Here is a 20,600-nt window from a genome sequence, read left to right on the forward strand (position 1 = left end):
ATTAGTCCCCCACTAAGGTCAAAAAATTCACGCTTGAATTTTGGAAATCTCTGAGTGAATTGGTGACACATATTATACTTTTGTTACTAATTGTAACAGAACTTGTGCCAAAAGTAACGGGTCTATTATAACTATATGAGAAATTAGAAATTGTTTTCATATCAACATTTTTAACAGCCAAACCTACAAAAGGATTTTTCTCTCCAAAAGATATTGTAAATTTGTAAGTGTTATCTGTATTTTTAGCACCAGTTATTTCTTTCACTCTATCCAGTATAGGTACTATTGTTTCATTTAAAAGGCTTGTAGCTTTTTCGTACGAGGCGTGAAAATCTCTAATACGCACTGTAAGATTACCTTTTAAATCTCCATTTGCATCCTCCATATCTGAGTAGCTAAAATATAAAGGTAAACCATTGAGATAAATTCTAAAAGTTTTGTCACTTACAATTTCTATTTCATCTACTTCATCAATAGCATCAAAATTACGTTTAATTTCCCTTATAACACTTTCATCAAAGCTGCCTACATAGTTAGCAATTATGTTCCAAGTGGAATTAGAATTTCTAAGAATAATAATTATTTTATTAACCCAAAGATTGAATTTCCTCCAATAATTATACAAGGTAGCTACTGTACCCAACACTCCTAATGTAAGGTTTAGAAATGTGAACCAATTAGACAGAATAAAAGAAAAACTATTGTAAACCAAAATTGAAATAACTACTACTGTTAATAACAACGTAGAAATCCAAAATTTTTGACTATACATAATTTTAGTTTTTCTCATAAGTCATCTTCCTTCGTTTTTTGTAATTATTTTATCACATAAAGTGAATAAAAAGTAAATAACTAATAGGTTTACAATGAGATAATGCAAATGATTTTGTGTGTACTTCTATAGTTTCCTTTAACAGTATATTATAAACCATCATTAATGGTTAATTATGTACAAAAGAGCCTAACCACTTTGGGTTGGGCTCTACCTCTTATATACCCCGCCAACAGGATAACACTATCTATACAAAGTATAGCATAGGCTCTCGTTTAGAGGGTCTTTTTTATTTAAATAACTGCTCCCATGTTTTAGGCCCAACGATTCCATCTTGAGTAAGTCTATTCGCTTTTTGGAAAGCTTTGATTGCTCTTTCAGAAGCAGGTCCGATCAAACCATCTATGGCTAGCTGGGCTCCATGAAGATTAAGAACTGCTTGAGTTAAGTGATTCCACCAAGTCGAAGTGCTGTCTCTGCGAATGGTTGCTGTTGCTTTCAATGTTTTAGGACCTACAAGACCATCCACAGTCGTACCACCGAAATACTGAGCAATACGGATCACTGCGTTTTTAGATAGTGGTCCTGATACACCATCTACAACTAACGGCGTGAAGTTTCCTTTTCTAGCTTCTGGATATCCCCGACTGTTCATGAAGCCTTGAGCAGAACGAATGAAGGGTGAACCTGTTGGTGTCGGAATAGCTGGCTCTGGGGACGTCACCTCTTCCCCTCCAATCTCCGTCTTGACGTCTTCTACCTTTGTAGGGGTAAAGTTAAGTTTAAGGTCAGGACGTCTTCCTGCTCTCATCTGTGCTGTGGTCAGACCGCCTGTCATTTCTAGGTGAGGATAATCCTTAAAACTTGTCCAATCGCCTCCCCATTTAAACCCTAGTAATTTACCGATAGCAGCTACTCTTCGCCATTGTGCATTAACTACCCAGGTTGCTTCTGATCCATCGTGGTTAGTCAAGAAGTAATCGACCGCTACACCAAAGTTGTGATTACTATATCCTGCTTTTGCATTTGTGACGATGCTACCAGGTGTAGTCCGTCCTTGATTATAAATACGTGTTTGTTCCGCAAAAGATCGGAAACCAGAACTAATCTGAACGTTAATATTTTCAGCATAAGCACGCTTGATCATCTCAAGCGCGCTCTCTTTCACCACGTTATTCATGCCCGAACCCATATTCCTTGTTGAACGATCTAACAATGTTTGAAGTGATACTCTACTCATTTCCCTTCACTCTCCTTTGATTGTGTTTTTTCTTCTTCTGGTCCATGTTGATCAAATCCACGTAACTTCTCTTGGATCATTGGTGGTACCTTCAACCCAATATGTGCTGCGTTTTCTGTGATGGATAGGATTTCATTTGCCATATAAAAAAGCACAGTCGCTGTAGCAACCATGCCGTTGAGGTCTAAAATCCTATCAATAATGTTTGCCACGATGATGATTCCAAACATGGCAATCTTTCGAGCATAACCGAACAAAGCAGATCGACTACGCAAATCTTTCTGTTTGATTGCTTTCATGATACCTGTGATAATGTCTACCACCATGAGGATAACTAACAAATCTAGAAACTTAACTGGACCAAACAAATACATTCTTGCAACCTCAAGACTTTCTAAATTGAAAAACAATGATATTTGCTCCATGACTCCACCCTTTTCATAATAAAATAAAAAGCCCTCCGTCTGGAGAGCTAATTAACTAGGTTGTAGCATACACTCTTGATTATTTTCTTTGGCTTCAATGATTAGGTTAATTAATTGTTCGCGATCAATTAGTCTTACTTTCGTTTTATTCGCAAGTTTAATTGCGGATTGAGTGTATGCACTATTCGTTACAACCCACGCTTCATCCGTTTCATAATACAGCATCGCTGATTGTATTTCTTGCACCGCTTTTATTCCTACATTCCCAGTATATCTTTTGGCTTGAATGGCAATCTTTGCGCCCTTTTTTTCTACTATTAAATCTGCTCCATAGTCTCCACTACTAGGAGTTTTAATAACTTTGAATCCTAATGCTTTAAACAATTCTTTTAAATAGCTTTCGAAATAATAACCGTTCATCCTATCAATGTCTTGTATATTAGAAGCAGTTAATTTTCTCCTTCTGATTTTTTCATCTTTATAAGATTTATAACTTGTAAAAACAAGCATCTCAGTAAGCACAAGAGCTAGGATGATTGGAGCAAACGAAGTAGAATTATAGTAAGCGAACAAAATAAGCGTTAAAACCAATAGCCCCACATATAACACAGTTCTGATTTTGTTGCCATTTAGTATAGACTTATAAAAAATGTACAACATTAATGCTAGAGTAATCCAAAAAATTGGACCGCTAAAAACTAAAAAGAACAATCCAAACATTATTTCCAAATTTCTACCCTCCTTGGCTTTTTTTAAATATACACCATTTAATTCGTCAAGGGAGGAGAAATTCTTTAATTAATTTAATTCTCCAAAGACTCTTCATCTGTTTCTGTTAATCGTTGTAGGACTTTCTCTTTCACAATGTCAGACATGGCTGAAAGACTGCCAGCTTGGAAATACTCATCTGTTGAGATGGGAACTTGCCCATTCATATAAATCTGACGCTCCGGATCTGTCGTGGAGAAGTTCAGCTCTACCTTTTGATTTTCACCGTTCTCATCATATTGGAAATTCACATTTGTTACTCTGTACGTAATAGCCATATTCTATCACTCTCCTATTTTTATTGTTCTTCGATTTCTTCTAACTGGTCATACAAGTAGTCATAAATGGCAGCTTCCTGTCCACTGAATTCTTTTTCGCAATTCATTACAACATCACGAACCGTTTTAAGGTATCCACTCACGTTCCCCCCTTCTAGGATAAACTCTTCTTTGTAAAGCTCTAGCTTGTCTTTTTTGTAAGCCTCAATGTCCTTGATGTCCCATTCTTTGCCGTCATTTAGGGTCTTAGGCTTGTCCTCTTCATTAAGGTGGCAATGTTCTTTAATGAGTTCTTGTTCCTCTTCTGCGACTTCCTCAAGGCGTTCAGTAAGCGCCTTGATAAATTTGCTACGGTGACGCGATTCTTTCCCTTTCAATGACAAATCAAAAAGCAGGTCAATGACCTGCCCGATCTTAGCGTTTTCGATTTTAACTATCATATATGATTCCTCCAATTAGGCTGATTTTAATTGTTCGATTTCTCGCTTAAGTGAAGCGACTTCAAGCTTAAGAGCTTCAACCTCCTGTTTGTCCTTTTTACGGTACTTCGATAATTCTTGTATACCTTTCGTGTTCAATGAAAGAGCCTTATAGAGAATAACAGCTTCACCATCATAGGAAGCAACAAAAGGACTTTGTTCAGCAATGAAGCCCAACTGAACCTCATGAATACCCCTCGAAATATTATCTTTTAGTAGGTACTCCATTACTTCGATACGATCAATTTCATTCAAGGCGTCACCTGTGAAAGGCTTAATATCCGTTTTAGATTGGACTGTAGAGTTTTCATAGAAATTTAATGCCCTGGCATTCGCGTAACCACCATCATTTCCATGTCTCACTCTAACCTCACCGGCTCCTACAACAAACAGGTTTAAATGAGATGCATTACCTGTTGCATTCATTGTAATCGAGCTTGCATAAACTGTAGCTGCCCTTACCACACCAAGACCATCATTAGCGCTTGGAGAAGAGGCAATCCTGACCTCATCCTCGGCACCTAAATGTAGATGCCTTGTGTTCGTATTCCACGGATTTAATTGCAATCGATGAACAAGCGTTGTACCTGCTCTTAGTGATTGGTAATCATCATCTGTTTCATTACGTGTGACCCTTACCTCCCCACCAGATAGCGGTCTTAAGTAAATATTAACGGCTGATCCATAAGGATTGACGTTTAAATAGTTACCATAAAAACCTTGCGCTCTGTGTGGAACGTACACATAATCAGCAACGTTACCGCTACCTGTTAATGCAGTGCTATAGGTTACTGATCGTGATTCATTGAAAGCGGCCAAGTACACGTTATACTCTGCTGTTCCGAAAATATCCGATGTTGTTAGCTTCTGGCTAGATTGAAACAAGATATTTCCGTTACGCTCCAAATAGTAAATACCTGTGTTATCAATCGTCATGTGGCGACCGTTCGTCATTTCCATGCGAATCCGTCCACCTTGTACCTCAAACCATGACGATGTATCAACGGAACGTAATCGAATACCTGTTACGGTACCGGCATTGATTTTAGCTGCGTCTATGCTTGCGACCTTTGCACTCGTGATCGTTGTGTTGGCAATCTTCGCATTATCAATGGCAGCATTACCGATCTTGGCATTAGAAATAGCACCGTTCTCAATTTGAGCGGTGCCGATAATGGCGTTTTCTAATTTGGCTCGTGTGATAGCACCATTCGCAATAGCTGCGGTGCCGATAGCTGCGGTTGCGATAATACCAGAATTAGCGGTGATTGTATCAGCCTTGATATGTCGAGCCTCGATTGAACCATCAACAATCAATTCACCTGTTGCTTTCTTTTTAATCACAATGTCGTCAATGTGCATCATATTCGATGTTGTGCCTGCTTCGGTTTGAACATAGGCTCTAGGCTGAATGTAGTAAACTCCTGCCGGGACTACCCAAGTTCCACTGTACTCTCTCCATCCAGTGTGCTTGTCGCTATTTATATGAAATCCACCATAGCTGTGGTGATTCCTTGCCTGATCATATCTCCTAACAGATAAACCACAGGTATTAGTACCGGCAGTAGAGCTATTGTGCCTTTTTCTAAATGAATAGAATAGTTCCTCTCCTGGTGTTACTGGTATTAATTTATCCCAATGATACTCTACGTTACCGTTTGGACTGCCATTCAATGTGAAACATTTGACCGAACCATTTCCACCACTCCATGCGCTCATATCGCTGACATATCCATTACCTGGTGCATTGTTAGTAGCAGCAAACCACCCATTCGGTACTTCACGTACTGGATCATCTTCAAAATCGCCATTAACTATGAGATTTGTAAAATCGGAAATTAATAGCTGTTTCGCACCAATCGTGTTAGCAAGAATCTTATCTCCACTAAGGTTGTTGATATGAGCATCTTGAATAACTGCATTATCAATTCTTGAATTGCCGGCTAAGTGTATAAGGCCCGACTTAATTTTTAATGATTCTGGACGAAGATTTAGCTCTGTTACAAGTCCATCCTTAGTTACACGAGCATTAATTTGATTGGATTGCACTGTAAGATCAGATTCAGCTTTTGAAACACGAGTACCTAAAGCAGTAATTTCTTGCGCCCTTAGTGCCACTTGTCTATCTGTTTGTTCTATTGCAGTTTCAAACTTTGTAACTGGTGAGATTGTCGGTAATTCAGATACGAAATTCTGTAGGCTTGTTACCTCCGATGTTTGAACAGCTAGGAGCATTTCACCTGTAGAACCTATTTGACCAATAAACACGCTGTCTGTATTCCAAAGTCGAAATTGATCAGTGGGCCTGTGTCTCAACGCTAGATACCTGGTATTTTCATAAATAACTGATACCAGTGAGAATGTGTCTCCACCCTGGATTGTTGTAGCCTCCATGTAACCTACTGGAAGGGTACCACTACTGTTATTATTGAATAATATCTCCACTTTTCCAGTCGCAACGTGACCACTAACACGCCTTCCATGGATGGTTCCATTGACGTAATTAGTAGTTCCATTAGCAGTAATTCTAGTTAGAAGAATGACATAATCCGTAGAAGAACTCATCCCTTTAAAATCTATAAGATATTCATTCATCTTACCTCGTAATCCTGTTTCCAAGGTGGATATGCTAGTGCGGAATCCATTCCCATCCAATTCAAGCTTGTTTGTTCTTGTTGTAAGACTGCTGACATCACCAGTCGCTTTATCAGCAATTCTTTTTACATCAGTAACACTTCCACGAATGCCTTCAAGGGAAGTATTCAACTCCGTTTGTCTGCGGTTGTAAATATCCGTATCGACCTTGGACTTGATTTCTTCTTTGGTTGCCAATAAAGAAATGCTTCCTTCCACGGCAGTAATAGAGGTTTCTGTCTTTGAAACTCTATTCTCCATCGCCCCACCAGAACTATCTAAATCCAAATTACCATTGGTGATATTAAAACTCACATCAAGCCACCCATGGGGACCAGGTGAGAAATGTTCTTTTCCCTGACCCTCGCCCATTCCAGGCACACCAATTAATATATAGGCAGGGTGACTAGTTCCCCATCCGTCTGCTAATTCGAATACCGTTTTTGATCCACCACAACGGTAAATCGCTTTAGGTAAGTCATGATTTAGTCTGTTCTGTCCTGGTGCATGTGTACCGATTAATACAACGATCTTGTCCTTATCTAAGGCATTCAAGTCCTCTGCCAACCTTAAAGCCTCGCCTACATTGCCGTATACATCGTAGATCTCTTGACTCTGCCATTGTCGTGTTTTCTTGTCATATACACCAAGAAGGTAAGACCGATCATTACCGGCTTTTGAAATTCTGTTACCGTCCGAATCATACAAGCCCGATCTGATAGGATAATACTCTAAAGTGTTATTGTTGTATCTTACACTTATAGCCCTATACGTTTCAGTTTTACCGACTTCTGACTCTAAAGTTTGCAAGGTCAAAGCAAACCGATCACTCTTTTGCTCCAGAGTAGAAGTTCGTGTCTTAACAGACGTGATCTCGCCGGCATTATCTCCTGTGCGCGTTTCGATGGTCTTTACCGTATTAGACAGTCCATCGATTGTAGTAGCAAATTCAGATTGTTTCGTGTCAATGCCATCCATGCGCCGGTTCACTCTGGTGAATTCAGAACTAAATCCATCAACAGTCAACTTTACATTTCCAATGGATGTGGTCAAATCGCCTGATACCTTGTCCAGTTGGTCCTTGGTCACACGTAAACCAATATCTGTAGCATTCGCTTTAATTGACGCAGAATGAGCCGTCAGAGTGTCTGCGGTTTGCTCTAATTGTTTTGCTTGAATATCAAGCTTACCCTCAACATCATCCACAGTGACCTCAATTGAATTAACCTTACCATCAATATCAGTCATTTCATTTCTCAAGCGTTGAGCAATTTCATCTAACTCCTGGAGTTTAAGATCATTGAAACGGAATTTACCGTCAACATATTCTAAGCCGGCTTTCTTGGCTATCTCTGCCCTTAACTCCTTCGATGCTTCGTCGAAGTCAATGTCTTTGATCGCCTCATTGATTTCTAATTGCAATTGCTCAATCATTTTGGCTATTTCTTCATCAGTATAGCCCTTTGCGTTCTCTCTAATCTGCCTGATAGCGTCCTCTGACATTTTATCAAGATCAACAATGCCAGGCTTCAAGTGCTGCATATCAATAGCACCTTGAGCTATCTTGCTATCAATAATCGTACCGTCAACAAGCGCCTTCCCCGAAAGCGTGTTATCAGCTATGATCTGAGCTTGTTTGCTTAGTTCACGTAATTCGGCTGCTAGTTCGGGACCAAAGAAAATATCATCAGAAATGATCTTCGCTGTGGTAGCTGATACCTCTTCCGAATACAACGAATAACGCTGATGATAGTTGAAGGCACGAACCCGGAAATAATACTGCTTATTCGTTTCACCCTCATAGCTGTAGCTATTTGCTGAACCACGATACACCATTGTCTCAGGTGACGGCAAAAAGCCCTTGACCTCGGAGGCAAAGACTTCATATCCCTGTATGAATGTACGTACATAATCAAAATCCCATTCCACTAAAGCCATCGCAAACAAACCAGTTGCTTTTACATTAGGAGGAACTGGTGGAATGGTATCAGGATAACGACTTCCATCAATTGGTCTAGCTGCTTGATCCCATGCACCACTGTTATTACCAACCTTTTGTGTCACTTTATCAAGTCGGTCGTCATATTCATGAACGGATAGAAACTGACCCATCTCAATTTCTGCTGTTCCTTCAATATCCACCAAGTCATAACTAATGGCTATAACTCGCGATTGAATTTCTATTGGTTTCGAGAAGTTTCTGTCAATCGCTCTGGCCGTATCTCCAAGCGCTACATGCTCATGTTCATATCCAGCAATCGATTCAAAGAGGTAAGCGTCAAGTTGATAGTTTACTTCTGGAGCTTTCACAAGTTGTAACTGATCCCATGTGGCTTGAAGAAGTTCTTTCGGATCTTCATAGTCGCCGTTCTGCCATTCAGCTTCCCTGTGTAAGATGGTACCATTACGTAAACGACCATATTTCTTTAATGCGTCAGGATCACCGACCCAACGTTGACCTTTCGGCTTGTCTACTGGATCACCGTTTGACTTCTTCCATTCGACATCAGCGAAATCGATAAATCGTGTATTTCCACCTGTTGCATTGCCTTCCTCATCCGTGATTTCTAATGAAGCTCCACGACCGTAAATTGCTGTGATTGGGTAAGAAAGAACCGTTCGTCTTATGCCCTCCATATTGTGATCAATCTCGAAACGTTTCCCTCGATCATAGCCACGCCGATTCAGAATCTTGATCTCTCTTAAAGTAATCGAGCTTTTATCGAACGTTACAACATCCTTAAATTCTCCACCCCACACATCGATGATTTTCCAAATACAATCAATTGCGTTTTCGTAGTAGAAATTCGTAGAACCTGTACCCAATTCGACCTCAACAGTTCCTTTCCAGCCAGTACCCTGAAGAGCAGCATTTAAAGCAACTTGAGCCTCTTGATTGGTAAATCTGCGGTCTATGACAATCCGCTCTTTTAATTCCATAAATGCTGGTTCACATACAGCTGTTGTTTCCGGACCCTTTACTCCGTCTGAATCATCAAGCTCCTTGATTACATATAAACGTAGATCGCCTTCCTTATCTTTAAAGACAACTTGATTTTCTTCTTTTATGTGTACAGTTTCTTCAAAAGAAGCATCGACAGTGAAAGTGAAAGGCTCTTCCGGAAGGCGGTTTTTTTCTTCGCGAAAAGGAGCACTGATCAATCCCGTTTCTGGACTAATGGTTGTTAATAGTTCATCTGATGGATTAAAGATATAAATTTCCGCCATGTTTTCCCTCCTTTCTGATATGACATGCCTTATTGATAAGTCTGTACATATGAAACGGTTGTTGTATGACTTGCTTTCAATCGATTTGTGCCTGGTTCCAATACGAACCAATCAGACATTAAATCTATCGATGGCATTTGAAGATTACCGTTTATAGTAATCTTTCTTTTCTCCGCATCAATTTCTAAAATGTCTGTAGGAACAAAATTAAAATTAATAATAATTTTACCCCCGACATTGTTTTCAATGACATACCGCGAAGCGTTAGTATTAAACACTGTTCGACTAGTCCAGAATGATTTCTTCTGACTGATAACATTGTGGTTAGTAAAACTAGTCCCAATTGATAATGTGCGATTTTGACCTGTTACAAGAGAACACTTGAATTTGATTGTGCCTTCCCAAAGTATCGAACGCTCCACCCTTTGAAGATCCTCAAGCGTTCCCTCAACTACACTCCAATAAATAAGACCCGGTTCATCATCAAATATGAGGGGAACCAGGTCTTCTGTAACTAGCCAAGGCGCTAGGCTATTCTTAATTTCTAAAGCTTCTTCATAAGTCTTAGCTTTGTAGCCAATAGGTTGAATAATATCTAATAGCTCTGTTTCTGTCTTTTTTAGATGGTATCTACTACCATACTTTACGAACTCTCGAACAAGAGGCGCGAAAGGGGCCTTTGTTCTTCCTGCTAACATATAAATTCGATCGTTCTTTTTTCCGTTAAATGAAAAACTAACCATTAGGACCCCTTCCCTTTCTATTCTTCAATCGTTCCAAATGTGGTTGTAATACTTTAGCCAAAGGCTTACCATCGAAATTAATATCATGACCTGCCAGTAATGCTTCTAACTGATCTCTTTGCAGTCCAAGCATTTCAATTAAGATCAATGTCATTTTATCAACCTTATCTGCAAGTAGTAGCAATAAATCATCGTTTGAACCATTTCCCCCACTACCTGTTCCGCCAGAAGGATTAGAAAGCTGATTCGGACGCTTATTGCCTTGAATCTCTTTACCAGCTAAGGCAAGGAGCTTTTGAGCATCAGAATGTCTAGCAGGATCAGTTGGAATGACGTATTCAGGATAGCCACCATCAGCCAATTCATAGAAGCCTCGTTTAACCACTCTTGCACCAGTCTTTAATCCTCTTGGATTGAGTGGAACACCATGCTTTCGTACTTCATAATGGACGTGTGGACCTGTGCTGTCACCTGTTGATCCAGTTAAGCCAATCCGTTGTCCCGCCTTGACCATCTGCCCTGCTTTTACTAGGTTCTTTTGGTTGTGGCCATACCTACGTTCAAATGGTCCCGAAACGATCTTAATAAGATTTCCGTAACCGCCAGCCCATCCACTAAATGAAACGCGTCCAGCTGCTTGAGCAGAAAACGGCGTTCCCATACCAGCAGCCCAATCATCACCGTTATGTGGTCGTACTTTGCCGGTGATCGGATGACGCCTAGCAGGATTAAATGGAGATGAAAGTCTAAAGCCTTTCCATCCAATTCCACCGCCTCCGCCTTCAGCACCATCAAAGAAACCGTTGATCTTATCAGTGACGTATTTCTTAAATGAATCTTTTACTTTTGAATAGGCACCAGTTCCGACATTCTTAAGAATACCGCCCATTTTTGGAGCTTCTACACCTAATAGATCTAGTGCTTTATTAAATAGCTTTCCAGGGTTCGAGATATAGTCCCAGACGTCAAGCGCTGAATCTTTGATCTTCTTTCCGACTTTTTTTGTAGTTCCCCACGCATTAGAGAAAGCATTCTTAATTGTTCCTAAATTGTATTTTGGAACGTCCTTCAGCATCTCTTTGGTCTCCAGTGCCGACCAAACATGAGTCCCTTTTGGCAGATTAACCAAGGTATCCTTAGATGGTGACAAGAATCGATCACCGTCAGGCGTCTGTATAAGCTCTCTACCGGCATTTTCTCCTTTGCCGTCTCCTACTATAGCAAGACCGCCTTTATGTCCATCTGTCCCATGCGCGTACTGTGGCACAGACCACTCTTTGATCTTGCTAGAGACACCAACTTTATCTAGGACCCAATTGACACCACCAATGACGCCATTGACCCCTTTACCTAATTGCTCGGTCATTTTGTTTGCTACAGCCTTGATTCCGTCTCCGATTTTCCCAGCAGTTGATTTTAAACCGTCACCCATTTTCTTTGGCATACCCTTAACGGTGTCAATCATTTCAGTTACGTATTTTCCAATATTATTTTTCATATTGAGGAAAATATCGACTGCTTTATTTTTCATATCAGTAAATCGTGTACGTACTCCTGAAGCTGCATCACGTACCGGATTGATAATCCGATCTTTTACCTGGTTAAACATGTTTCGTGTGACGTCACGAACTGAAGTAAAGATATTTCGGATCGTGTCACGCATAGTTGATAGACGCCCACGAACGAAATCAACGATACTTCGGATCACCGGCTTAATAATGCTATTCCATATGAAATTCCATATTTGAGAGAAAGTATTTCGAATGGTTGTCGAAATAGTAGATACGGTATTTTGCATGGAAGTTAAGCGATTTTTAACAAAATCAACAATCCATTTTAGGATATTAGAAAAAGTTGATCGAATCGCAGTAAGCATGTTTGTAAAGAAGCCAGAAAAGCTCTTAACAAATATTTTTACTCCACCAAGTAATTTTCCAAAGAAACTCAATTGTACAAAGTTCCAGATAAATTGAACGGCTCCGGAAACCATTTGCTTAATGCCTTCCCACATTTTTGACCAGTCACCAGTGAAAAGACCAGAAAAAGTTTTTGCTAAACCAAGGATAAATTTTAGTCCGCCATCAATGACGCCTTTGATATTCCCTATGACCGATATAACTAGCATTTTTATATACGGAAAAGCAAACTTAAAGGCATCAACTAAGAAACCAATGATTGGTTCAGCGACTTTCCAGATTCCTTGAAAAACATTTCGGAACGCTTGAAGTAGTTGCTGACCATCAGAATCCCAGAACTTTTTGACCATACTTATTTTTTCTTTCACAAAATCCATCGCTTTGCCTATCGCATCCATAATGATGGTTTTTGCAGAAGAAAAACTTGTCTTCACCGAATCAATAAAACTTAGGAATTGAGGATTCGTGGTCAAGAACTCTTTGACTTTCTTATACGCATCCACAAAAGCATCTTTCACCTGGTGGATAATGTTTCTAAACGTTTCAGACTTGGTGTATGCAAGAGTAAAACCAGCAACCAGTCCAGTAATTGCTAAGACCGTTAACCCAATAGGTCCGGTGATCGCTGCGAACGCAATTTTAATAGCCGGTAGAATGCCCCCTACTCTTCCTACCCACATAAAGAGTTTTCCTAATCCAGAAGTTAATGGACCTAATACTTTAAGTAATGTTCCAAAAACAATTGCAAGAGGGCCTATACCAACAACTACACCCGCAGCGATTTTTATCCAGGTCTTTGCGCCACCTGATAGCTCACGCCACCATTTAACCGTAGCCGAAATCTTCTCCATGACCTGATCAAACGCATAACTGATAGTGTCTCGTATTTTTGGCATGTTCGCCAAGATGAAATTAAGAAGCTCTTGGAATTTTGGCATTAGATCAAGTCCGATCTGCATTCCAGCTGCACCCATCGACCGTTTGATCTTATCCCATGAATCCTGGAAGGTTTCAGCTGCATAGAGCTGATCTTCTGACATGACCAAGCCTAATTCTTGTGCTTGTTTTTTCGCTTCTTCAATACTTAAAGATCCGTCATTCAATGCAGGCATTAAGTCTTGAGCTAATTTTGCCCCAAACATTTCTGTGGCTAGTTCAGCTTTTTCTTGCTCATTTGTCATTTGTGAAAGAGTAGAAATGGATTGAGCAAACGCATCTTCTGTTGTAAGGGTTCCGTTCTCGATATCCTCTAGATTAATACCCAAACGTGTAAGAGAATCAATATACTTCTTGTTCCCTTGCATCGCCATACCGAGACGTTGATTCATTCTTCCCATGCCCTTTTCCATTTGCTCATGCGCTAAACCATTTTGGGACGCCCAGAACGTCATTTCTTGATAAAAGTCTGTTGATACCCCTGCACGTTCTGATCCTTTAGCAATTGCGTCCGCTGCTTGTGTTGCTTTATCTGTCAAAGCGAATAAGCTGACACCAAGACCAACAACTGCACCACCAGCAATCGCAATACCAGCTGTCCATTTCTTACCGAACGACTGCATACCGTCACCGATTTTTGTCATTTTCTTTCCGGTCGCGTCTAATGCTTGACCAGTTTTCGTCCAACCGGAATTCGCAATACGTTGCTCTTCTTGTAATTTCTTTAACTCTTTACGGACGCCTTCTGTATAGCTTTGAAGGTTATTTAACTCGGCTGCTTGCTTGTTGTACTCTTGTGCTGCCTTTTCAGCTTCTTTCGATCCCTCGCCATGTTGCTCGACCATCGCTCTATATTTCTTTTCAGCTTCTTCAGTGATCTTTGTTTGAACTTCTAGCTTTTTATTTAAACCGCTCAAACGTGTCTCGTATTTACCAATCGATCGATCGCTTTTATCAAAAGCAGACATATTGGCTTTCATTTCTGAATTAACGGTTTTAAGCGTACCTTTTAAACCAGTCATACCACGCTCTACTTTTGTCGTGTTAAGATCTAAATCAATCGATACACCTTTAATTCGTTCGGCCACTTGGTTTCCTCCTTCCCTCAAGAATCACAAACAAAAAAAATTAGCCACCAAAGGCAGCTATTAAAGAAGTTTCCTGTTTTGGCTCATTCTGCTTTCTTAACAGCTCAACGATATAATAAAAAGGCCAGTCTAATACTTCATTGATGTCCTTTCCATTTTGCATAAGCTCCATAACAAGTTCATCCATGTACTCAAGTTGCTTTTCAGGTGTAAAATCTTCTGACGTCAAAGATTCTTCACCGTTTATTTTTTCATTTGCTCCAGGAACTTTTTTGTTTCATTCGTCTGATCCCCCTGGGCTACGAATGCCAGTTGAGCTTGTAAAGTAGCTAGTGCGTCCGGTGCATGAAGACGATTGTAGAGATCATCCACAGTGAATTGGTTATCATAAATATCTTTCGCTACAAAATTAGCCATCATATCCATAGCAGCTAATTCAGTCGTTTCTTCTTTTTCAATATCAACTTGCATTTGAAGCGCTTCTTGTACTTTTCTAAATGGAATCAATATTGGTGTCCAGAAGCGTTCAAGTACAACCTCTCCACCCTTTTGCACTTCCTCCACGTTCTTAACTAACTCGATCATGTGTCGTTTTAAAGCCATTTGTTCATTCTCCTTTTAGGTTCAAATTTGTAAAGCAAAAAAAGCAGGAGATTACCCCTGCTTTGCTTCGTCTTTTTTAGGTTTAGCCTGACTTTTAGGTTTAACTGTTTTTGCCGGCTCTTTACCTTCGGCAGAATCTAGCGTTTCAACGACCTCGCCATCAGCGATCACATCAACTTGGTCAGACTCTACTTTCTTGATTAATGGTGCACCGATTCGATTCTTATCAGAAGCTAATTGATCTAATCGCTTTTGATCGATTATCTTATTTGCTGGTCTAGGGTACTTATCTCCTTTACGGTAGATCTTACGCTTGTCCTTAACATCAGTGAAATCCTCTAATACTACATAGCTCATGCTTATGCCCCCTCTGGAATGTCTTCGTCAGTTGGTACAGGCTTACCAAAAATAATCTGGAACAGCGCATCCCGATTTGTTGTAGAACCTTTTTTGTCTTTACCGAATAGGACAGATTTATCATCAGTGAAACCATCAACTTGACGATCCATAAATGCAGCCGAAATTTCATCCGGTTGGAATTCAACGCCACCCTGTTTCGTTTGACCAGAAACATTTGGACGTAAAAACAGCCCTTTAGGTAATCCGACCCATTCAGTTGAACCATCTTCATAAGTCTTCGCAAAAATAACAGCTACATAAGGAGGTGTGTCACTAGACCCATAAGCAGAAATTCCTTCCACTGTTTCAAGACCAAGAAGCTTGATCTTGTCCTCTTCCGGAAGCTTGTGGAAAGCGGACGTTACAGAAATATCACCAGCTGCAACCGCAATTTCTGCAACCTGATTATCTCCATATGCACGAACCGGTTCCTGTGGCATTTCCACATTTATGTTTTGTAAGAACTTCACTCGTTCAATAATATCTTCAATTGAATTATCACTTGCTAGTGGAGCATAGAAAAACTTATCTACACCAGTAGAAGAACGATAACTTTTTACCAATTCACTCACTCCTCATCAATATAAAATACGCCATCATATTGACGGACGTATCGATAGATTTTTGTATCCTTGTCGTACTGATCCTCTCCTGATCCAGGACTAAAACTCATGTCTAAGAGAATTTTTCGCACCCGCTTCGCCACTTCTTCAACTAATGCGCCATCCATCCCCCACACCTCCACTTGAAACAAGTAATCATCGGTGAGCGGTTGGTTGTCGGCATAGTCACCAGGACGAGGCACGTCTATAGGATCTACGACAATATAAATACCCTCCATCTTGTCAGTAGGAGGGTACTCGTAAAATTTTATTTCATTTGTTACGCGAGCCGTTATAAATGGATCAGCTTTCAATGTGTGATAGATTTTCCATTTCAAATCTATCCCCTCCCAAGCTCTTCCTTGATCGTTCGGAAATACGCTTCGGTAGCAGCGCGTTCAGCTTTAGCAATTGCGCCCTTTCCTTTCGGATTTGGATTTTTGACTGTGCCAAATTCATTCAAGTGAATGATCCGGTATCGTCCTTTATCTCCACGCCAATGTATTCTTACTGCACGTTTGCCTCCATAATCAAGAGGACTGGAAACAGTAATTTCTAAAACAGAGGCGCCAGTATCCTTAAATTTCTCGAACTCTCTTTTCAATTCTTTCTTGAATACCTCTGCCCCTTTTACAAGAGCAGCATCAACACGCCTTTGCATAGCTTCCTTACCGTATCGCTTTTCAAGTTCCCTTATTAACTCCGCTTCGCCCGTTACTTTAACATTACTCATCGTTTAACCTCCGCAATGATATTAATAAAGCTCTTATTTTGCAGATCCGGTTGAGTTTGTTTGATATTGTACTTAACACCTTTATACTCCCTGGAATCAATAGACAAGTAATGTAGGTTCGTAGGCGTGAAGTCATCAAGCGGATCACGAATGATCACAGTAACATCAGAAAGCGTGTTATTAGCCTTAGCTTGTTCTAAATCACGAAGCCAAACGGTGTCAATTTTCGCCCATGCTGAAAACAATAGCTTGTCTTGTGTCCCCCCTGGCATTGGACCAGTGTTTGGAACGTCCTCATAGAAGTGAACCATTGTACGCAACTCACCACTGTGAACCCTTGGTGCCTTATATTCATTCTTCCTCATCAGGCACCTCCGGCAATTGAGACATTTGGAAACCAATAATCATTGATTTAAAATTGTCCTCGAAATATTCAAGTGCATCATTGTAAATGTATCTCGAACGCTCAAAAACAAGTTCTTTCCCTGTCCCATCGACAGTAAGATCAAAGTCACCACATTTATCCTGGACATAAAAATAAGACGAAGCTAGCATACTTTTCAGATTGCCATCCTCCGCCTTACTCGTAATGTGCATACGTCCTTTGAACTGTTCTAAAATTTCATCAGTGACCTTGTTCATGCTTATGCTCCAGCTGGTTCTTGATCTGCTCCACCATCAACCAATTCAAGGTTAAGATCATAAACTTGAGCAGCGTAATTGTCTTTCGGTTTACCAGTGGCAAACTGCTTAGAGATAAACACGTCCGCATCTTCAAGAGCAAGCGTCTCTGTATAACGTTTTGTTTCCATTCCACCACCGATTGCTGCAATGTACTCACCCTTTACAAAGAAGATCACTTTTCCTTGTGGAACGAATACAGATTCAGTGGTAATAGGGTTAAACGGAAGATTGGTTACATAAACACCATTAGTGTTTTGCGTTGTTGCATTGGCTTGAATGTCAAAAGTATCAAATGGATTTGTTACCATGACAACCTTGCCAGCAACTTTACGAACCTTTAATTCTTTATCCTTTCCAACTGGACGAATAGCAAGACCTTTAACAACATTCTTCATTTCATGAATCGTTGTGTAGCCTGGTTTAAATGTTAGAACTCCAAGTGATTCCTTTTCTACAACAGCACCGTTCTCTTGGACCTCATAAAGTAACCCAATCGGCTCATCTTGAGTAAGTCCACGACCAGTAACATATCCACGCTCAAGACCAACAGACATGGCTTCAACTAGGATTGTGCGAACGTAACGTTCAACCCACGCCGGCCCTAATGTCAGCATATCTTTAGCAATAGGAATGAATGCTGTTAATTTAAGTTGCTCAATTCTTTCTTTACGGAATGTGGCGTTAAGTTGACCTTTGATCTCACCGAACAATGGACCCCATACAGCCATACCTTCTGGATCGCCGTAAATAAATTCAGTTACAGCGCCAAGGTTTTGTAAACCTAATTGCGCTAAAAGAGGATGTTCATCCTTAATGTCCTCAAAGATACGTTCTTGTGTAGTTTTAGGAAGTGTATCTGTATCCTTGAATCCACCTTCCTCAATAACTGCATTGAAGAATTTTGTTTCTTCTGAAGTAAGGACATTTTGACCGCGACCTTGAAGAACTGCATTGTCACCCATTGTGTGGCCAACGTTTTGCAATACGTCCTTCTGAACGTCAGCAGCTAAAGCTGTAAGCATGTTTTCTAATGACTTAGATTGCTCTTCTGACGTTCCATTCTGTGTAGCTTCTGCAAATCTTTGTTTAGCTTCCTCGAAATTTGTAAATGTCATTTTTGGCATTATCATTTTCCTCCTAAATTTAAAAAGAGACTCGCTAAACTCTGTACAGGAACATCAGGCACAGGATCAGTCGTAGTCTCTTTTTTGTTGGTTATATTAGCTTTAGCTGCTACACCATATTTGGCTAGTAGCCTTTCTTTGCTGTTTTCGTACTCTTCTTCCTCATCCCCATCGAGATCCTCTTCTGGATCTTCAAGCTCAACAATTTCAATTTCATCACTGATATTATCAGCTAAACCGAAAGCAACAGCTTCCTCAGCCGTAAGCCATGTTTCATCATCAAGCAATTGCTCAAGTTCTCCTTCTTCGCCAACAAAACGCTTTTTATAAGAAGCAGCAAGAGCGGTATCAATTTTGCGTAGATCCTTGGCCGTCTTTTCAAATGCGGCAGCATTACCCCATTCAATAGTTGACGCTCTATGGATCATTAACATTGTGTTCTCCGGCATAATGATTTCATCACCCGCCATTGCGATAACAGAAGCAGCAGAAGCAGCAAACCCATCAACATGAACAACAATTTTTGCTTTATGTTGCTTAAGAAGATTATTTATAGCAACTCCTTCAAAAGCAGATCCTCCAGGTGAATTAATATGGACGTGAATTGTTTCGGCCTTAGATTGCTCTAATTTTCTACGAACTCCATTTCCAGTGTTCTCATCTGAAAACCAAGTGCGACCAATCGGACCATAAACATAAAACTTCGCTTCTTTGCTATTCTCTGATGCTTCAAACCTAACATCAGTTTTCTTAGACATCATTGTTTCAAGCTGCGCTCTTAACTCTTTAGTCATTTTCATTCTCACCCCCTTTACTAGAATCTGAACCAATCGTTTCATAATTCTTCGTTCTGATGTACTTGTCCATTTCTGGATCATCCACCCTTTCTTTACCAAGCTCTTCTCTAATGTCATTCGGACTAAATCCTGATGAGGCTGTGAGCTTATCGATTGCAGTTGCTAGATCAAAAATATCGTTATAGCTGATCGGACGGATTTCAATTTTTTTGCCGTTGAGATAATCTCTCTTCTCAATCCATTTATAATTGAGTTCATCGGCAATATTTTTAATAAGAGGCTTGATACAATAAACCATAAAATTTCTTGTAGGTTTTTCAAGATCAGCCATATCGCCTTTTAAAAGAGCAATAGGAATACCCATCGCATTTGCCACTTGAAACATAAATCCATCAGTTATTTTGTTTATCTCATCAACGGATGGTCCTGCATTTGTATCCTTCTGATGTTCTTTATACTCAAAACCCTTTTGCTGAGGAATTAGAGCAACCGATTTATCTCTGACCGCACCATAAGTTTTAGAAATAAAATTAGTTACTCTTTTTTGTTTATCTTCATCTGTTCCATTGATCGTAGAAGTATCGATCGTTGCCCTTATTTGATTTTTGCGTTTCTGAAATTCAAGTAATCTTCCAAAAAGATCTCCATAATCCGAAAAAAGCTCATCAATCAATTTCGATAACTTTTCGTTTGAGTATTCAAGATATATAACTTCTGATGATGGAAATGTACGTTGCCATTCAAACTCTCTTGTAACTACGCTTGAAAATGTATCTTCATGAACAGCATATTTTTTTCTTATAAAAGAATCAGCTATTAAAAGATCTTTTGTATCACTTTGAATGATAAGAACTTCATTCTCAAAAATTAATTTACGAATGACTTTTTGCCAGAACCGAGTAGCTGTCTGATTTAGGTTAGGACGTAAGTTGAATCTGTAATACATTTCGTCTGGTTCTTTGATCTTGCTTTTGTTATCTCTAATACGAAATTCAGACTGACTAATTGTACGAGCAATAAACCCTATGCAAGTTTCGATAGCCATTCGTTTTAAATGCGTTTTATTAGAGAAATCATCAATTAGATCAAGATCAAGCATAAACTCTAATTCACTGTTCTTCTTGAAACGATCAAACAATCCCAATATCTCA

20 protein-coding genes are annotated in these 20,600 nt (G+C 39.8%); all 20 read right to left on the bottom strand.

Annotated elements, in window-relative coordinates:
- Nucleotide 1: 1 nt before the first annotated feature.
- The 20 genes from ACQKKO_RS15775 to ACQKKO_RS15870 all read right to left on the bottom strand — a co-directional run bounded on the left by ACQKKO_RS15775 (nucleotide 2) and on the right by ACQKKO_RS15870 (nucleotide 20,593).
- Complete coding sequence (locus ACQKKO_RS15775) at nucleotides 2-790, bottom strand: hypothetical protein (protein ID WP_498648844.1); 789 nt, start codon at nucleotides 788-790, stop codon at nucleotides 2-4.
- A 271-nt stretch (nucleotides 791-1,061) separates the two neighbouring features.
- Nucleotides 1,062-2,012 (bottom strand): peptidoglycan-binding protein, encoded by a 951-nt coding sequence (locus ACQKKO_RS15780; protein ID WP_498648846.1) that lies wholly within the window; start codon nucleotides 2,010-2,012, stop codon nucleotides 1,062-1,064.
- Nucleotides 2,009-2,437, bottom strand: coding sequence for a phage holin family protein (locus ACQKKO_RS15785; RefSeq protein WP_498648849.1), 429 nt, complete (start codon nucleotides 2,435-2,437; stop codon nucleotides 2,009-2,011). Before ACQKKO_RS15785 ends, ACQKKO_RS15780 begins: the two co-directional genes overlap by 4 nt.
- A 51-nt stretch (nucleotides 2,438-2,488) precedes the next feature.
- Nucleotides 2,489-3,157, bottom strand: coding sequence for a restriction endonuclease (locus tag ACQKKO_RS15790; RefSeq protein WP_498649020.1), 669 nt, complete (start codon nucleotides 3,155-3,157; stop codon nucleotides 2,489-2,491).
- A gap of 83 nt (nucleotides 3,158-3,240) precedes the next feature.
- The gene (locus ACQKKO_RS15795; protein WP_498648851.1) at nucleotides 3,241-3,483 is read right to left on the bottom strand and encodes a hypothetical protein; all 243 of its coding nucleotides are present in this window, start codon (nucleotides 3,481-3,483) and stop codon (nucleotides 3,241-3,243) included.
- A 20-nt stretch (nucleotides 3,484-3,503) separates the two neighbouring features.
- Nucleotides 3,504-3,923 carry a DUF1617 family protein gene (locus ACQKKO_RS15800; RefSeq protein WP_498648853.1) on the bottom strand — a complete coding sequence of 140 codons (420 nt, stop codon included), beginning with the start codon at nucleotides 3,921-3,923 and terminating at the stop codon, nucleotides 3,504-3,506.
- 15 nt (nucleotides 3,924-3,938) lie between these two features.
- Nucleotides 3,939-9,824, bottom strand: a complete 5,886-nt coding sequence (locus ACQKKO_RS15805; RefSeq protein WP_498648856.1) for a phage tail spike protein — start codon at nucleotides 9,822-9,824, stop codon at nucleotides 3,939-3,941.
- A gap of 29 nt (nucleotides 9,825-9,853) precedes the next feature.
- Complete coding sequence (locus ACQKKO_RS15810) at nucleotides 9,854-10,567, bottom strand: distal tail protein Dit (RefSeq protein ID WP_498648858.1); 714 nt, start codon at nucleotides 10,565-10,567, stop codon at nucleotides 9,854-9,856.
- Nucleotides 10,560-14,507, bottom strand: coding sequence for a peptidoglycan DD-metalloendopeptidase family protein (locus ACQKKO_RS15815; protein WP_498648860.1), 3,948 nt, complete (start codon nucleotides 14,505-14,507; stop codon nucleotides 10,560-10,562). Before ACQKKO_RS15815 ends, ACQKKO_RS15810 begins: the two co-directional genes overlap by 8 nt.
- 40 nt (nucleotides 14,508-14,547) lie before the next feature.
- Nucleotides 14,548-14,736, bottom strand: a complete 189-nt coding sequence (gpGT, locus tag ACQKKO_RS15820) for a phage tail assembly chaperone GT (protein ID WP_498648862.1) — start codon at nucleotides 14,734-14,736, stop codon at nucleotides 14,548-14,550.
- A gap of 14 nt (nucleotides 14,737-14,750) precedes the next feature.
- Nucleotides 14,751-15,110: a phage tail assembly chaperone G gene (gene gpG, locus ACQKKO_RS15825; RefSeq protein WP_498648864.1), complete on the bottom strand. Its 360-nt coding sequence runs from the start codon at nucleotides 15,108-15,110 to the stop codon at nucleotides 14,751-14,753.
- Between the two features lie 51 nt (nucleotides 15,111-15,161).
- Nucleotides 15,162-15,467 carry a hypothetical protein gene (locus ACQKKO_RS15830; protein ID WP_498648866.1) on the bottom strand — a complete coding sequence of 102 codons (306 nt, stop codon included), beginning with the start codon at nucleotides 15,465-15,467 and terminating at the stop codon, nucleotides 15,162-15,164.
- Nucleotides 15,468-15,469: 2 nt separating this feature from the next.
- The gene (locus tag ACQKKO_RS15835; RefSeq protein WP_498648868.1) at nucleotides 15,470-16,072 is read right to left on the bottom strand and encodes a major tail protein; all 603 of its coding nucleotides are present in this window, start codon (nucleotides 16,070-16,072) and stop codon (nucleotides 15,470-15,472) included.
- A gap of 5 nt (nucleotides 16,073-16,077) precedes the next feature.
- Nucleotides 16,078-16,449, bottom strand: coding sequence for a tail completion protein gp17 (gene gp17, locus ACQKKO_RS15840; RefSeq protein ID WP_498648871.1), 372 nt, complete (start codon nucleotides 16,447-16,449; stop codon nucleotides 16,078-16,080).
- Nucleotides 16,450-16,451: 2 nt separating this feature from the next.
- Nucleotides 16,452-16,844: an HK97-gp10 family putative phage morphogenesis protein gene (locus tag ACQKKO_RS15845; protein ID WP_498648874.1), complete on the bottom strand. Its 393-nt coding sequence runs from the start codon at nucleotides 16,842-16,844 to the stop codon at nucleotides 16,452-16,454.
- Complete coding sequence (locus ACQKKO_RS15850) at nucleotides 16,841-17,209, bottom strand: head-tail adaptor protein (RefSeq protein ID WP_498648877.1); 369 nt, start codon at nucleotides 17,207-17,209, stop codon at nucleotides 16,841-16,843. The genes ACQKKO_RS15845 and ACQKKO_RS15850 overlap by 4 nt, the downstream gene beginning before the upstream one ends.
- Nucleotides 17,196-17,486: a phage gp6-like head-tail connector protein gene (locus ACQKKO_RS15855; protein ID WP_498648879.1), complete on the bottom strand. Its 291-nt coding sequence runs from the start codon at nucleotides 17,484-17,486 to the stop codon at nucleotides 17,196-17,198. Before ACQKKO_RS15855 ends, ACQKKO_RS15850 begins: the two co-directional genes overlap by 14 nt.
- 2 nt (nucleotides 17,487-17,488) lie before the next feature.
- Nucleotides 17,489-18,652, bottom strand: coding sequence for a phage major capsid protein (locus tag ACQKKO_RS15860; protein WP_498648881.1), 1,164 nt, complete (start codon nucleotides 18,650-18,652; stop codon nucleotides 17,489-17,491).
- A 2-nt stretch (nucleotides 18,653-18,654) separates the two neighbouring features.
- The gene (locus tag ACQKKO_RS15865) at nucleotides 18,655-19,446 is read right to left on the bottom strand and encodes a head maturation protease, ClpP-related (protein WP_498649022.1); all 792 of its coding nucleotides are present in this window, start codon (nucleotides 19,444-19,446) and stop codon (nucleotides 18,655-18,657) included.
- On the bottom strand, nucleotides 19,439-20,593 hold the full coding sequence (locus tag ACQKKO_RS15870) for a phage portal protein (protein ID WP_498648884.1): 1,155 nt from the start codon (nucleotides 20,591-20,593) through the stop codon (nucleotides 19,439-19,441). The genes ACQKKO_RS15865 and ACQKKO_RS15870 overlap by 8 nt, the downstream gene beginning before the upstream one ends.
- Nucleotides 20,594-20,600 lie beyond the last annotated feature (7 nt).

Origin of the sequence: Alkalihalobacillus sp. NPDC127517 (genome assembly GCF_050276055.1) — a bacterium.
Taxonomy (GTDB): domain Bacteria; phylum Bacillota; class Bacilli; order Bacillales; family Bacillaceae_D; genus Alkalicoccobacillus.

Excerpts from the sequence above, each read along its gene's own strand:
- ACQKKO_RS15865 (WP_498649022.1), bottom strand. The coding sequence starts at position 19,446 with ATGACTAAAGAGTTAAGAGCGCAGCTTGAAACAATGATGTCTAAGAAA.
- ACQKKO_RS15775 (WP_498648844.1), bottom strand. The coding sequence starts at position 790 with ATGAGAAAAACTAAAATTATGTATAGTCAAAAATTTTGGATTTCTACG.
- ACQKKO_RS15795 (WP_498648851.1), bottom strand. The coding sequence starts at position 3,483 with ATGGCTATTACGTACAGAGTAACAAATGTGAATTTCCAATATGATGAG.
- ACQKKO_RS15860 (WP_498648881.1), bottom strand. The coding sequence starts at position 18,652 with ATGCCAAAAATGACATTTACAAATTTCGAGGAAGCTAAACAAAGATTT.
- ACQKKO_RS15850 (WP_498648877.1), bottom strand. The coding sequence starts at position 17,209 with ATGAGGAAGAATGAATATAAGGCACCAAGGGTTCACAGTGGTGAGTTG.
- ACQKKO_RS15790 (WP_498649020.1), bottom strand. The coding sequence starts at position 3,157 with ATGTTTGGATTGTTCTTTTTAGTTTTTAGCGGTCCAATTTTTTGGATT.
- ACQKKO_RS15810 (WP_498648858.1), bottom strand. The coding sequence starts at position 10,567 with ATGGTTAGTTTTTCATTTAACGGAAAAAAGAACGATCGAATTTATATG.
- ACQKKO_RS15830 (WP_498648866.1), bottom strand. The coding sequence starts at position 15,467 with ATGAGCTATGTAGTATTAGAGGATTTCACTGATGTTAAGGACAAGCGT.
- ACQKKO_RS15800 (WP_498648853.1), bottom strand. The coding sequence starts at position 3,923 with ATGATAGTTAAAATCGAAAACGCTAAGATCGGGCAGGTCATTGACCTG.
- ACQKKO_RS15855 (WP_498648879.1), bottom strand. The coding sequence starts at position 17,486 with ATGAACAAGGTCACTGATGAAATTTTAGAACAGTTCAAAGGACGTATG.
- gpG (WP_498648864.1), bottom strand. The coding sequence starts at position 15,110 with ATGGCTTTAAAACGACACATGATCGAGTTAGTTAAGAACGTGGAGGAA.
- ACQKKO_RS15845 (WP_498648874.1), bottom strand. The coding sequence starts at position 16,844 with ATGAGTAATGTTAAAGTAACGGGCGAAGCGGAGTTAATAAGGGAACTT.
- ACQKKO_RS15785 (WP_498648849.1), bottom strand. The coding sequence starts at position 2,437 with ATGGAGCAAATATCATTGTTTTTCAATTTAGAAAGTCTTGAGGTTGCA.
- ACQKKO_RS15780 (WP_498648846.1), bottom strand. The coding sequence starts at position 2,012 with ATGAGTAGAGTATCACTTCAAACATTGTTAGATCGTTCAACAAGGAAT.
- ACQKKO_RS15805 (WP_498648856.1), bottom strand. The coding sequence starts at position 9,824 with ATGGCGGAAATTTATATCTTTAATCCATCAGATGAACTATTAACAACC.